We start from the raw sequence: 14,587 nt of genomic DNA, 5'->3' as shown, positions 1-14,587 counted from the left end.
GAATTTAACACTCCCTGTGTACTTATTGGTTATAAGCCACTTGGCTTATAACCATTTTTTAAGCCTATGTGCTAATTTTTCTCTAGTAAGGGAGCTTCTGTTGGATCAAAAACTTTATAGGCAATTAGTTTTAAGCCATCATTAATAAAAAACCACACCAAGGCATATCCCCATACAGCAAATGCCCATCCCCATCCTAGTGGAGTCATAAACACGCCGTAAACAGCAATCAACGTTGCTATAATTTGCGTACCAAATACCGCTGCCATTAATATATTTGACGGCTTAATTGACCAAAATGGACCACGAGTACGCGCTGAAAATATAGTTAAGTGCCCCGCTACCGATAGTAATAAATACATTAAGGTTTGAAGATGAGGGCGGTCAAATTCAAATACTTTATCGCCTAAATAAAACAAACCAAAGGCAGCTATTGGACCAACAATCCCCAGTACTGAAGAGATCCCTAAAACGAGTCGCATATTCCATGTTTCGGGCTTATTTTGATAATGCACATTATCGTACGCAATAGATAAAATGGCCGCATCGTTAAGTAGCGCAAGCATCACTATCATCACGGCTGTTAGTGGATAAAAGTTAAAAATTAATATCGCCATGGTCATAAACAGTAATACGCGAAGTGTTTCTGCAACGCGGTAAATTGCATAACTGTTCATGCGTTGAAAGATTTTTCGGCTCTCTTTAACTGCATCAATAATAACCGACAAGCCATCGGTCATTAACACAATAGATGCTGCTGAACGGGCAGCATCGGTGGCACCCGATACAGCAATACCACAGTCAGCTTTTTTAAGTGCTGGCGCATCATTTACACCGTCTCCGGTCATACCAACAATGTGCCCTCTATGCTGTAGCACATCAATAATATGGTATTTATGCTCAGGGAATACTTGCGCAAAACCATCCGCGCTCTCGATAGAGTCATCTAGCTGCGTTGTTTTATGATGCTCAACGGCACCAAAACCACTGGCATCTAAAATATTTGTTCCTAAACCGAGTTTACTGGCAGTTTCGCGTGCAATCGCCACTTGGTCGCCGGTGACCATTTTAACGCTCATTCCCATTTCTTTTGCATCGGTAATCGTTTGTATTGCCTCTTCACGCGGTGGATCAAAAAGCGGCAATACACCTATAAATTGCCATTTACCCTGACCGTCTGTTTTAGCAACCGCTAAAGAGCGAAACCCACGTGCTGCAAATTCATCTATTGACGCCTCAACTTGAGTTTTAACTGCCTCAATATTAGCCGACAAGGCTAAAATAACTTGTGGTGCACCTTTGGTTACTTTAAACGTTTTGCCGTCAGCATTTTTAACTGACGCTTCAGTGCGTTTGCTTACAGGATCAAATGGTTGAAAATGCTCTATATAGTAGGAATCTAGATGATGCTCAGCTTTTACACTTTGTAATACTGCTAAGTCAATCGGATCGTTATTTTCTGAGCGAGATGCCAATGCGGCGTTCAATATAACGTCATCGCGGTTTACTTCATTAAGTGCATTATCAACACAAAACGGGTCACCTAACGTTAATAAATTTTGCGTAAGTGTGCCGGTTTTATCAGAGCACAAAATATCAACGCCTGCTAGCTCTTCAATTGCAGCTAAGCGCGTTACAACTACTTGCTTTTTAGCCAATAAACGAGCGCCTACCGCCATAGTAACTGATAGCACTGTTGGCATTGCTACCGGTATTGCCGCAACGGTTAATACGAGTGCAAACTGTAATGTGGTGATCATTGGATCATCGCGAAACAAAGCAACAATAACTATAAGCAGTACTAAAGCCGCAGCAAGCATTATTAAATAATTACCAATTTTAAGCACTGCTCGCTGAAAATGACTTGCAGTTCGCTCCCCTTGTACTAACTGCGCCGTTTTACCAAAAAAGGTATTTGCACCGGTCGCGTATACTATTGCCTCTATTTCACCTTGGCGGATAATAGATCCCGAATAAACAGTTTCACCCGCCGACTTTATAACCGGTAACGACTCACCCGTAAGTGATGATTGATCGACCTCTACTGTATCGCCATCTAACAAACGCGCATCAGCAGGCACTATATCGCCCATACGCATTCTTATAACATCGCCTGGCACAAGGTCACTGGCATTTAAGTTTTGCCATTGAGTATCGCGGCGTACTCTCGCCTTATTTGCTAATTTTGCTTTTAATGCAGCAATTGCATTGCCCGCTTGGTGCTCTTCCCAAAAACCTACCAATACGTTAGATAACAATAAAACCAAAATAATAAAAAAATCAGCCCAGTGTTTAGCAAGTGCCGATAAAATAATAGCGGCCTCGATCATCCACGGTATTGGCCCCCAAAAGTAAGATAAAAATTTGAGTAATAAGTTTGTTTTTTCTTCGGCTAGTTCGTTAGGCCCGTATTGTACCAATCTTTGTGTTGCGTCAATTTGGCTTAACCCGTCGGATGATGTTTTTAGTTTTTCTTGAAATTGCGCTAAATCGAGGTTACTCCATTCATCACTATTTTGATTGTTTGTTGATTTATTTGCTGAACGGTTTGGTGATTGATGTACTGATGAGATTTTGACCTTTTTCATGCAAGCCTTCTATACAACATTGAGTTGAATAATTTTTAAAACCGACTAACCGTATAGCTAACATAAACTAAAGCTGTCGATATTGTTCTTAAAAATGTATTAAATTTGATCTAACGCAATATTGAGACTGAAATAAAATGAAAAATTTATTTTAAAAGGATGACTAAGAAATTGGATTATGAGGAGAATTGCCGAAAGGCTATATACGGGGCCGAAGTAGTAAATAGCTTAGCCCCGTGTACTTTTTAGTTACAGCTCTGTCGGCTTATAACGATTAGTTTTGATTACTTTACAGTAAACTTAACGTCTTGGTCACGTAGTAAGTAAAGTGCAAAACACGCTGCCCACATTGGCCACGCTGTAAAGAATAATAAGTTGTTAAAACCGTCTATATACTGATTGTACGAAGAAAGCGTAGATAAGCCGTGCATTACAAAAATGATACCGTAAGTAACGCGCTTTTTAATACCCGCTAAAAATGCCAACACTAAAACAAGTTGAAGAGCACCAATTACATAAGCAACAATATCAGATGAGCCACTAATACCGTAAAAATGTTCAAAAATACGTGCGCTATGACCAGGATTTACGAATTTATCAAACGTCCACATAACCATTACAATAAACACGCCTAAACGCAAAGATAAAAGTGACCATTGTAAACGGTTTTGAACATCAGAATTGATTGAGCCTGTCATAAAACTTCCTTAAATAAATATTAATAAACGATGAAGTAACCTAGACCGTATAACTTAATTTTTATTTCAAAAAATAGTAATTATTTTTATTAACGATCCGCTTTAAGTCTTTGTTGATAAAACTTAAACAGTGCCGTACATGCTTTATAAAAGTATACTATGCTTAAAAATATCTTAAAAAGCAGTTATTTACATAAACGATTAAATTAAAGCACTTAAGTACTACTTTAAAATACTTGCTTAGGCTTATGTTCTAAAAAACAAAAAAGAAACACAAATTAACTGAAAGTTATTTTTATAGCCTTCGGTCTTTATCGCCAACAACATTTTAACCGTAGAGAGAAAACGTTTGAAACACGCATATTTAGCACTATCCCTTGCCACTATATTAAATACACCACTTAATGCTTTTGCTGCCGAAGAATCAAAAACAACAAAAGATGGCACAATAGAGCGCATTGAGGTGGCAGGCCAAGTTATTAAATCTCAAGGCCTTTCAGTTAAAAATGCCACGGTAGATGGACCTTTTGGTGACAACTTAGCCCTACAAGATATAGCCCGCTCAGTAACGCCTATTTCAAGCGAATTAATAGAACAACTTAATATTACAAGCCTACAAGACGTACTCGCAGTAAGCCCTAATACCTATTCAGCTAGTGGTTTTGGCGCACCCAGTTTACCTACTATTCGTGGGCAACTGGGTGAGCTTTTTCAAGATGGTACACGCCGTCAAGCTGGTAATAATGGCTTTGGTGTGCCGTTATCGTTCAACTCTATAGAACAGATAGATGTAGTAAAAGGCGCGCCACCAGTATTATTTGGCTCAAGCCAACGCAACGGTGGTTTTGTAAACTTACATTCTAAAAAAGCATCTACGGATGAAAGCAAAGGCAAAGCAACTGTATCTGCAGGTCGATGGGATCAATACAGTGTCTTAGTTGATTACAGTGCACCCATTGTAAAAGACAAAGTAGGTTTTAGAGTCAGCGCTGAACATATTGATAACGGCAGTTACTACGATTTTTCGGGAACTAAAAGCGACAGCTTATTTGCATCATTACGTGTATTACCCGATGACAAAAGCAGCTGGGATATTAACTTTGAGTTATACCAAGTTGAATTTACCGATAACGCCGGAATTAACCGCCCTACTCAAGCGCTAATAGATAGTGGCCTTTATATTACCGGCCAAGGCGTGCAAGCAAACGGCAGCACGGTACCAGCAGCAGGTTCAATTATTTCACCTACTGGGCAAGTAAAAATTAACCGTAGCACAGTACTTACCGATCCTGATAATCAAAACGAAGCCACCACGTATTTACTACACAGTATTTATAAGCGTGAGCTTTCTAGCAATGCATCGATTAAAAACATTACGTATTTTCAGCACCTACAACGTGAAGAAATTGCACAAAATAGCTTTGTTGAAATTATAGATGGTGCCGATACCGCGCAAAACCGTACCGAGCTCACTTACCTTTGGAATAGCGAACAGCAAACCATTTTTGCATTTGATGTGCGTTACAACCGTGTATTAGGTTACAGCCAATTTACCACCGAAGCCGACCTCCCTATTGATTTAACTGGTCCACTTTCAAATCGTCGCATTCCTTTAACAACAGAACAACAAGCGCGTTTAATTGAAATTAGTCCAGGTGTATTTGTATCTCCAGGTGGCCAGTACGATATTAATAACGATGGCAGCGGCGACTTTAACTTATCAGACACGACCGATTCACGTTCATGGCAAACAGGCTTTGCTATTCAGCAAGATTCTGATTGGACAAGTAAATTTCATACGAGTGTTGGCTATCGCATAGATTTTTATGACGTAGACGCACATGACCCAATAGCACCACAAGGTCAAATTGCAGCCAGCGATAGCATTAACGATAAGCTACATTCGGGGCAAATAAGCTTTAACTACCGATTAAACGGTGATTACACCACTTATGGCGCAGCAAGTTATAACGAAGCCACATCAAATAGCATGGCTGGCGGCACATCTCTTGGTGGCGACAACACGATTAGTGCGCAAAACTTTTCAACCGAAAATACCTTAGTTGAATTTGGTTTAAAATACGCACCAACCGACAGCGATTGGTACGCCGATGGAGCGGTATTCAGCCAACGTCGTAGTTTACGTAATCGCGATGGGAGTAATACCGGCATTCGTACTACCGGCTTTGAAAGCCAAGTATTTTATGATGCTTACCCTTATTGGCTAAGTGCTGGCTATAGCTATATTGATGCTCGCTACGACAACTCTGCAAGTAGCCAAGATTCAGCGCAAGTAGCAGATGCTTTCGACAACTCACGTCCAGATATTATTGTAGGCACCAGTGTTGGTGCACCTAGTTTTACTCCATTTGCACGCTCTAATCGCCAAGTTCAAGGCATTCCTGAGCAGTCGTTCAGTTTTAACGGAAATTATTCAATTAATTCGAAATGGCAAACGGGTTTTTCAGGTCTATATACAAAGAGTTACCCATTAGACTTTTTGGCGACAGTTAAGATTCGTGATCAGTACACATTAAACGTTAATACTAGCTATGCTTTTACGCCTAGTACTAAGTTACGTTTAGATGTAAACAACGTAACGAATCAAAAAAACTGGCGCCCTGTATTTGAAGGCGGTTACTTTGGTGCAACATTGGCTTTTCCTGAGTTGCCAATAAACGCCAAGCTAACGCTTACCCATAATTTTTAAGAGAGAGAACATGATTAAAAAAATATTTTTGTTATTGATTGCAGCGGCTGCCATCGGCCTGTTCTTTCATTTTGACTTACACCAACTGCTTACGCTTGATGGCTTAAAAGGGTCTATGGATCAGTTTAGCGATTACAAAGAGCAATCACCGTTACTCGTTATTGGTGGATTCTTTTTATTGTATGTAGTGGTAACAGCTCTCTCTTTACCGGGCGCGGCTATTTTAACACTTGCCGCAGGTGCATTGTTTGGTTTAGTTGAAGGCTTATTGGTTGCCTCTTTTGCATCAACTATTGGCGCAACACTTGCCTTTTTAGTATCACGCTACTTACTACGTGACACTATTAAACAACGTTTTCCTGAGCGCTTAGCTGCAATTGACGCAGGCGTTGAAAAAGAAGGTGGTTTTTACTTATTCACTCTTCGTTTAGTGCCTGTGTTTCCGTTCTTTTTAATCAATTTACTAATGGGTGTTACCTCAATAAAGTCATGGACTTATTACTGGGTAAGCCAAGCAGGCATGCTAGCAGGCACATTTGTATTTGTTAATGCAGGTACGCAACTGGCTCAAATAGATAGCTTATCTGGCATTTTATCGTTCAACTTAATTTTATCATTCGCTCTATTGGGTATTTTCCCTTTCATTGCAAAAGGAATCTTAAACGTGTTTAAAAAACGTCGAGTATACAAAAATTATACTAAACCTAAAAAATTCGACCGCAACATGATTGTTATTGGTGCTGGGGCTGGTGGTTTGGTAACAAGTTATATTGCTGCTGCTGTTAAAGCAAAAGTAACCCTTATTGAAGCGGGCGAAATGGGCGGCGACTGTTTAAACTACGGTTGTGTTCCAAGTAAAGCAGTTATTAAAAGCGCTAAAATTGCAGAGCAAATTCGCCACGGCGAAAACTACGGTCTAGAAAACGCAACACCGCAGTTTTCGTTCAAAAAAGTAATGGCACGTGTACACAAAGTTATTGCCGATGTAGCACCGCACGACAGTGTTGAGCGTTACACCAACCTAGGCGTAGATGTTGTAAAAGGTTACGGTAAATTAATCGACCCGTGGACTGTAGAAATTAAGCTTAACGATGGCGGCACGCAAACACTCACCGCTCGTACTATTGTGATTGCCACTGGCGCACGCCCATTTGTACCGCCATTACCTGGTATTGAAGAAACAGGCTATGTAACAAGCGATACATTATGGAATAAATTTGCAGAGCTAGACGAAGCCCCTAAAAAGCTTGTAGTACTAGGCGGCGGTCCAATTGGTAGCGAATTAGCACAAAGCTTTGCACGTTTAGGTTCAAGCGTTACGCAAATAGAAATGGCGGAGCGCATCATGATCAAAGAAGACCTAGAAGTGTCTACCTTTGCTCACGAAGCGTTAACCGAAAGTGGCGTTAATATTTTAACATCGCATCAGGCACTACGCTGTGAAGCCCGCGATGGTAAAAAATTCATTATTGTTAAACATAACGACCAAGAAATCGAGATTGAATACGACGAGCTATTATGTGCTGTTGGACGAAGTGCACGCCTTAAAGGTTACGGCCTTGAAGAGCTTGGCATAGAAACAAACCGTACTGTTGTAACTAACGAATACCTTGAAACGCTATACCCAAATATTTTTGCAGCAGGCGATATAGTGGGCCCGTACCAGTTTACTCATGTTGCCGCTCATCAGGGTTGGTACGCAGCAGTAAATGGCTTATTTGGTCACCTTAAAAAGTTTAAAGTAGATTACCGTGTTATTCCATGGACTACGTTTATTGACCCAGAAGTTGCACGTGTTGGCTTAAACGAGCAAGATGCAAAAGACAAAGGCATAGACTACGAAATTACTCGCTTTGAATTTGAAGAACTAGACCGTGCAATTACCGACAGCGCTACAAAAGGCTTTATTAAAGTAATTACACCCAAAGGCAAAGACAAAATACTCGGTGTTACTGTGGTCTCTGAGCACGCTGGCGACTTAATAGCTGAATTTGTTTTAGCAATGAAACACGGTTTAGGCCTTAATAAAATACTCGGTACTATACACAGCTACCCTACTTGGGCTGAAGGTAACAAATACGCAGCAGGCGAGTGGAAACGCGCTCATGCACCTGAAAAAGTGCTTAACTTGCTTGAAAAATACCATACTTGGCGTCGAGGTTAATTATGTTTAAAACACCTCTAAAGGCATTACTCCTTGGCTCGGCTTTAGTTGCAACATCGTTTGCAACGTCATTCGCAGCCCAAGCACAGAGCATGCACGATAGCTGGAATACATTATTAAATAAGCACGTTATCGAAATTAACCAAGGTCACAGTACTGAGGTTGATTACACTGCAATAAAACGTGAGCATGTACAGCTAAAAGCGTATTTAGATTCGTTAACGGCGGTAACGCAAAGCGAATTTGATGCGTGGGAAAAGCCTAAGCAACTTGCGTTTTTAATCAATGCTTATAACGCCTGGACTGTTGAGCTTATCGTCTCTAACCTTGCAAGTAAAGAATACCCAAATCTTGAATCAATCAAAGATTTAGGGAGCTTTTTTAGCTCACCATGGAGTAAAGAATTTGTGCCATTACTTGGCAAAACTCGCAGCCTTGATGATATAGAGCATGGTTTAATACGTGGTAGTGGTAAATACAACGACCCACGCATTCACTTTGCGGTAAATTGCGCGAGTATTGGTTGCCCAGCGCTTCGAGATGAAGCGTATACAGCCTCTGATTTAGAGAGCCAATTGCAAGAGCAAACAGTGCGCTTTTTATCAGATATGACACGTAATATGGTGCAAAAAAATACGCTAAGCGTGTCTTCTATATTTAAGTGGTACGGCGATGACTTTGAAAAAGGTTTTAGAGGTTCAAATACGCTACAGCAGTTTTTCTTGCAGTATCCTGATGCCCTTAAACTGATACCCGCTCAACAAAAAGCGCTTAAAAATGATGACATGAAAGTTAAATTTTTAGACTACAACTGGGATTTAAATGTTCGCCATTAAGTTTTGGCAAACACAGGCGCGATACAGCTTTTGCTGTGTCGCGTTTTGCGTTTGTACAATCGCAAATTCAGCTGTTTTTTCGAGGACTGTGCTTGCCAATACTGTTATTAATTCAAATAATAAAAGTAATTTAGTAATAAACACACAGCAGCAATCTCGCTGGCAACAAGTTCAAACACTTGGTAGTAATCAAGATGTATACTTTTATGCATGGGGTGGCGACGCGCAAATAAATGCTTATATTCAATGGGCTGCGCAGCAAGTTAAAACTAAGTACAACATTAATTTAGTCCATGTGAAATTAAGCGACACCAGCGAAGCAGTAAGTCGTGTACTTGCCGAAAAATCAGCAAACAATAGCAACCAAGGCAGCGTAGATTTAATGTGGATCAACGGGGCTAACTTTGCCACCATGAGCGAGCACTCTCTCCTTTTAAAAGAATGGGCGAATAAATTACCTAACTTTGTATTTACCGATCCTATTAACAATCCTGCTGTAACCTTTGATTTTGGACTACCTACCAATGGAATGGAAGCACCATGGGGGCAAGCGTCACTTACCTTTTATTACGACAGCCTTGCAATAAATGGAAAAGCAAACAATAAACTACCGACTACATTAAACGAATTATTAAACTGGAGCGCGCAAAACCCTGGTCGCTTTAGTTACCCAAAGCCGCCTGACTTTTTAGGTATGAGCTTTTTAAAATACGCCTTAGTTGTACTGCATCAGCAAAGCAGCGAAAACATTAAAGCGCAGTTAAACCAACCAGCTACTACTAAAAACACGGCGCAAGTGTTAAACCCTTTGTGGGAGTTTTTAAATAAACTGCACCCAACGCTTTGGCGCGGCGGCACTCATTTTATGCAAAGTGGCGCGCAAATGCGCCGCCTAGTAGACGATACAGAGCTGAGCTTAGCCTTTACTTTTTCTGCCCCCGAAGTACCAGCTGCTGTAAAGCGCTATGATTTACCAAACAGCATTCGCAGCTATGCAATGAGTGATGGCAGTTTAAGTAACACCCATTTTGTGGCAATTCCTTATAATGCAAGCCACCAGCAAAGCGCGCAATTAGTCGCTAATTTTTTAATGAGCCCAGAGGCGCAAGCTGAAAAACAAAAAGCGCATATATGGGGCGATAAAAGCGTACTTATTCAATCAACGCTAACGCCTGAGCAACAAGCCTTATTTAAAACAGCTAAACCGCATCCAAGTGCACTGCCTTTAAACAGTATTAAACGCACATTGAGTGAACCTCATCCAAGCTGGGTAAATGCCATTATGCAAGGTTGGCAAACCCGTTATGGAGTAAGCCAATGAGCGTTATTTCAAAAAGTGTACCAGTAAATACCAAAGCAACAACGCAGTGCAGCACCGATATGTTTACGCGCATTGTAAAATTTAGCCCGCGATTTTTACTCGCTTTACTTATACTACCCGTACTTGGTGGCTTAATTAGCGTATTGCTACCGGCCTTTGGTTATGCGCCCGTACTTGAGCAAACAACGTTTAGCTTGCAAGGTTTTAATGCCCTTTGGCAAACACCTGGCCTTACCCAAATGGTTACCCTAAGCGTTGCAACAGGCTTAATAAGTACTTTGCTTGCATTTATCATTACCTTAATGATTTTAGCTGCGTTTTTTAATAGCCCTTGGCTTAACCGAATTCAGCGTTTATTGAGCCCTATATTAGTGATACCTCATGCCGCCGCAGCTATTGCAGTAGGGTTTTTAATTGCCCCTTCAGGTATGATTTCACGCTTAGCGTCGCCTTGGTTGAGCGGCTGGGAACTTGCGCCAAACGGCATGTTTCCGCATGATTCGTTCGGTATTAGTATTATTTTAGGCCTAACACTCAAAGAGCTTCCCTTTTTATTATTAATGGCATTGGGCGTACTTGCCCAACCTGAGCTTGGCAAAAAATTACGCCAACAACATAAGGTTGCGCTTAACTTAGGTTATTGCCCAATGACCGCCTTTTTTAAAGTAATACTGCCCAGCCTTTATCCGCTACTGCGTTTGCCCCTTTTAGCCGTATTGGCTTATGCCAGCGCAAGCGTAGAAATGCCTCTTATTTTAGGCCCAAATACACCACCCACGTTGGCCGTTGCAATAATGCATTGGTTTAACGATGTTGATTTAAACCTGCGTATTAAAGCCTCAGCAGGTGCTTTATTACAACTGGCTGTTACAGGCGGGTTATTAGCCCTTTGGCTTGGAGGCGAAAAGGCTGTAAAAGTGTTATTTAGTGACTCTCTTACTAACGGAGTGCGTGAATACGGCGGATTTTATTGGCAAAAAATAACGGTAGTACTCACCGCATTAGTAATTAGCTTTATACTGTTGTCACTTATTGGTTTAGTTATGTGGTCGGTTGCAGGCTTTTGGCGCTTTCCAGATGCAATGCCTGAACAATTTACGCTACTGCATTTTAAAAGTGCGCTAATGCAAATGAGCAGCCCACTTTTTAATACGCTAGCAATTGGTTTAGTAACCACACTATTTGCCATTATCCTTACTTTATTATGTTTAGAATCAGAGCAGTTGAGTGACAAACCTATTTCTCGTTTTACCAGTTTAATTATTTACTTACCGTTATTAGTACCCAGTATCGCCTTTTTGTTTGGGCTAGTATGGATACAACAATTAGTGAATAACCAAGCTGCATTTTTTAATGTAGTACTTACTCATTTATTGTTTGTGTTGCCTTATGTGTTTTTGTCGCTTGCGAGCAGCTATAGGCGCTTAGATCCTCGTTTTGCTCATGTTGCAGCAAGCCTAGGCGCAGCGCCATGCAAGGTGTTTTTTAAAGTAAAACTGCCTCAGTTGTTTGCCCCTATTTTAATTGCAGCCGCACTGGGCTTAGCCATTAGTTTTGGGCAATACCTACCCACGCTTTTAGCAGGCGGCGGGCGCATTGCTACTATAACAACCGAAGCCGTTACGCTTGCCAATGGCGCAAGCAGACGTACCAGTGCCGTGTACGCTATTATGCAAATGGCGTTGCCGCTTATTGGATTTATATTGGCATGGGGTTTACCTAAATATCTTTTCAAAAGTGCACGTGTTTAAACGTACACATATATAAAGCACCCATGTTTAACACTATCAGGGTTAAGGTTTTTTAATGCAGTCATCATTACAGATTAAAAATTGTCAGCTTTATCGCCAAAATGAGCTGTTACTTAGCTTAAATGAGCAAGTTAATGGCGGTGAAATTCTAACTATTATGGGCCCTTCAGGCAGTGGTAAATCAAGCTTATTAAATTGGCTTACAGGTACTTTACCAAGTAGCTTTAAGGCTAATGGTGAAGTATGGCTTAACGGTCAAAATATCGATAACACTCCTCCACACTTGCGCCATATTGGTGTGCTTTATCAAGACGCTTTATTGTTTTCGCATTTAACTGTTGCTGGTAACATTGCCTTTGCAATGCCCAAAGGTAATAAAAAACAACGCTTTGAGAAAATAGAACACGCGCTTGAGCAAGTAGGTCTTAAAGACATGGGTAATCGTCACCCCGATAACTTATCGGGTGGGCAACAAGCCCGTGTTGCATTATTACGCATGCTACTGAGCGAACCTAAAGCCATTTTACTCGACGAACCCTTTAGCAAACTCGACACCCAACTGCGTGTTGATACACGCGAACTCGTGTTTAGCCAAATACGGGATCACAAACTACCCGCAATAATGGTAACCCACGACCACAGCGACGCAGAAGCTGCGAATGGCACACTCATTACTTTAAGCAACGCACTTTAATACATGACTTTAATACATGATTTTAATACATAGCTTTAAACGCATAAGGCACCAAACATGTTAGACAAATATATTACCCCTGTAATAAAGCCGCTGTTAACCCCGGTTGTAGCGTTAATGCACAAGCGCGGTATAACGCCCGACCAGCTTACCGTAGTTGGCTTTTTAGTGGGGCTATTAGCCGTGCCGTTACTTGCATTTGAAATATGGTATGGCGCATTAGTTGCTATTGCTTTAAATCGAATTTTAGATGGACTTGATGGTGCATTAGCACGCTATGCAAACCAAAGTTCAAGCGCGGGTGGCTTTTTAGATATCACACTCGATTTTTTATTTTACGCGGCTATTCCACTTGGGTTTATTTTGGAAAATCCTGAACAAAATGCGATTGCAGGCGCTATATTGCTTGCCACATTTATTGGCACGGGTTCAAGCTTTTTGGCATTTGCGATTGCAGCCGAAAAATTTAAACTCGAAAAACCGCAATTTAAATACAAAAGCTTTTATTACTTAAACGGTTTGACCGAAGGCACTGAAACAATAGCGCTATTTATTGCATTTTGTATTTGGCCTCAGCACTTTGCGGTTATGGCGAGCATTTTTGCTATTGCGTGTGGCATAACTATTTTTACCCGTATACATGGCGGATATCATACACTTAAGCAACAAGAAGCCGATGCTAACAAAGCAGCTGAAGACACCCTTCGCAGTGCAAATTCTGAGGTAATAAATGACTAACGAAATATGGTGGCGCTTAGGTTTCTTTTTTAGCATTTTAGTTATTATGATGCTGCTTGAATCGCGTATGCCTGCGCGTACATCTCCCATTAAAAGCAGCACTCGTTGGTTTGCTAATTTTGGATTAGTGTTTGCATCATCAGTTATTGCGCGCTTAGTGGTCCCTATTGGGTTAACTGCCGTGGCACTTTATAATCAAGAACACGGCATAGGCTTATTTAATCAAATCGCCATGCCAAGCGTAATAACTATTGTTTTAAGCATGCTATTACTCGATATACTCATTTACTGGCAACATAGGTTATTTCATAACGTGCCTATTTTATGGCGTTTGCACCGCGTACATCACGCCGACGCACACGTAGATACCAGTACAGGCCTGCGCTTTCATCCTATCGAAATTGTGCTGAGCATACTTATAAAACTCATTGCAGTAACTGCTCTTGGCGTACCTGCCATTGCGGTACTTATATTTGAAATAGCACTTAATGGTTTAGCGCTATTTAATCATGCAAATATACGCCTACCTAATGCCATTGAAAAACCACTGCGCTTAATACTAATGACGCAAATATTGCATCGAATTCACCATAGCCAAGTAGTTAGTGAAACTAACTCAAACTATGGTTTTAGTGTAATTTGGTGGGATAAATTATTTGGCAGCTACAAAGATAAAGCAAAAAAAAACGACGCAGATATAAACATTGGCTTAAAAGAATACCCCAGCCAAAAGCAAAATGCCTCGCTTTGGGGTTTACTGTTTATGCCATTTAAGAATAAATGAGTGGTGGACTCATTCGAGAATTAAACTACGCAATTAAACTAGACACACACCCTAATTTTACTGCGCTAGGTAAACTAGCGCCTACAGCAGTGATGTTATATTTGTAGGCGCGGCTTTATGCCGCGTTTTTGGTGCTAGTAATAATTAAACTAAACACTAGGGCGTGTTGATCTTTGCGGTATAAAAAACAAACAGCATGAGAATAAGGTATAATTGAATTCGCTAAAAAACGTTACACCGAACCCTCATGCCAAGATTAATGTTAACAGACGCGACATGGAATGTCTTATCAAAAGTAATGCA

10 protein-coding genes are annotated in these 14,587 nt (G+C 40.8%); 8 read left to right on the top strand and 2 right to left on the bottom strand.

Annotated features, from left to right (window positions below):
• Positions 1 to 71: 71 nt before the first annotated feature.
• Both I6F53_RS05500 and I6F53_RS05495 read right to left on the bottom strand, forming a co-directional pair.
• Positions 72 to 2,588, bottom strand: a complete 2,517-nt coding sequence (locus tag I6F53_RS05500) for a plasma-membrane proton-efflux P-type ATPase (RefSeq protein WP_197238813.1) — start codon at positions 2,586 to 2,588, stop codon at positions 72 to 74.
• 284 nt (positions 2,589 to 2,872) lie between these two features.
• The gene (locus I6F53_RS05495; protein WP_165741369.1) at positions 2,873 to 3,286 is read right to left on the bottom strand and encodes a hypothetical protein; all 414 of its coding nucleotides are present in this window, start codon (positions 3,284 to 3,286) and stop codon (positions 2,873 to 2,875) included.
• 349 nt (positions 3,287 to 3,635) lie between these two features.
• On the opposite strand from I6F53_RS05495, the gene I6F53_RS05490 reads away from it, so the two are divergent.
• Genes I6F53_RS05490 through I6F53_RS05455 form a run of 8 tightly spaced genes read left to right on the top strand, consistent with a single transcriptional unit; the run spans position 3,636 to position 14,284 of the window.
• Positions 3,636 to 5,996 carry a TonB-dependent receptor gene (locus I6F53_RS05490; RefSeq protein WP_197238812.1) on the top strand — a complete coding sequence of 787 codons (2,361 nt, stop codon included), beginning with the start codon at positions 3,636 to 3,638 and terminating at the stop codon, positions 5,994 to 5,996.
• 10 nt (positions 5,997 to 6,006) lie between these two features.
• Complete coding sequence (locus I6F53_RS05485; RefSeq protein WP_197238811.1) at positions 6,007 to 8,160, top strand: FAD-dependent oxidoreductase; 2,154 nt, start codon at positions 6,007 to 6,009, stop codon at positions 8,158 to 8,160.
• Positions 8,161 to 8,162: 2 nt separating this feature from the next.
• Positions 8,163 to 8,996, top strand: coding sequence for a DUF547 domain-containing protein (locus I6F53_RS05480; RefSeq protein ID WP_197238810.1), 834 nt, complete (start codon positions 8,163 to 8,165; stop codon positions 8,994 to 8,996).
• On the top strand, positions 8,983 to 10,317 hold the full coding sequence (locus tag I6F53_RS05475; RefSeq protein ID WP_197238808.1) for an ABC transporter substrate-binding protein: 1,335 nt from the start codon (positions 8,983 to 8,985) through the stop codon (positions 10,315 to 10,317). Before I6F53_RS05480 ends, I6F53_RS05475 begins: the two co-directional genes overlap by 14 nt.
• Positions 10,314 to 12,068: an ABC transporter permease gene (locus I6F53_RS05470; protein ID WP_197238807.1), complete on the top strand. Its 1,755-nt coding sequence runs from the start codon at positions 10,314 to 10,316 to the stop codon at positions 12,066 to 12,068. Before I6F53_RS05475 ends, I6F53_RS05470 begins: the two co-directional genes overlap by 4 nt.
• Before the next feature lie 55 nt (positions 12,069 to 12,123).
• Complete coding sequence (locus I6F53_RS05465; RefSeq protein ID WP_197238805.1) at positions 12,124 to 12,762, top strand: ATP-binding cassette domain-containing protein; 639 nt, start codon at positions 12,124 to 12,126, stop codon at positions 12,760 to 12,762.
• A gap of 57 nt (positions 12,763 to 12,819) precedes the next feature.
• Complete coding sequence (locus tag I6F53_RS05460) at positions 12,820 to 13,500, top strand: CDP-alcohol phosphatidyltransferase family protein (protein ID WP_197178926.1); 681 nt, start codon at positions 12,820 to 12,822, stop codon at positions 13,498 to 13,500.
• Positions 13,493 to 14,284, top strand: a complete 792-nt coding sequence (locus tag I6F53_RS05455; protein ID WP_197178928.1) for a sterol desaturase family protein — start codon at positions 13,493 to 13,495, stop codon at positions 14,282 to 14,284. The genes I6F53_RS05460 and I6F53_RS05455 overlap by 8 nt, the downstream gene beginning before the upstream one ends.
• The last annotated feature ends 303 nt before the right edge of the window (positions 14,285 to 14,587 follow it).

The organism is Pseudoalteromonas sp. SWN29, from assembly GCF_015864465.1.
Lineage (GTDB): Bacteria > Pseudomonadota > Gammaproteobacteria > Enterobacterales > Alteromonadaceae > Pseudoalteromonas.
This window is presented reverse-complemented; position numbering and strand designations above follow the sequence as displayed.

Coding starts and splice junctions, on each gene's coding strand:
- I6F53_RS05465 (WP_197238805.1), top strand. CDS start 12,124: ATGCAGTCATCATTACAGATTAAAAATTGTCAGCTTTATCGCCAAAAT.
- I6F53_RS05460 (WP_197178926.1), top strand. CDS start 12,820: ATGTTAGACAAATATATTACCCCTGTAATAAAGCCGCTGTTAACCCCG.
- I6F53_RS05470 (WP_197238807.1), top strand. CDS start 10,314: ATGAGCGTTATTTCAAAAAGTGTACCAGTAAATACCAAAGCAACAACG.
- I6F53_RS05455 (WP_197178928.1), top strand. CDS start 13,493: ATGACTAACGAAATATGGTGGCGCTTAGGTTTCTTTTTTAGCATTTTA.
- I6F53_RS05475 (WP_197238808.1), top strand. CDS start 8,983: ATGTTCGCCATTAAGTTTTGGCAAACACAGGCGCGATACAGCTTTTGC.
- I6F53_RS05485 (WP_197238811.1), top strand. CDS start 6,007: ATGATTAAAAAAATATTTTTGTTATTGATTGCAGCGGCTGCCATCGGC.
- I6F53_RS05480 (WP_197238810.1), top strand. CDS start 8,163: ATGTTTAAAACACCTCTAAAGGCATTACTCCTTGGCTCGGCTTTAGTT.
- I6F53_RS05495 (WP_165741369.1), bottom strand. CDS start 3,286: ATGACAGGCTCAATCAATTCTGATGTTCAAAACCGTTTACAATGGTCA.
- I6F53_RS05500 (WP_197238813.1), bottom strand. CDS start 2,588: ATGAAAAAGGTCAAAATCTCATCAGTACATCAATCACCAAACCGTTCA.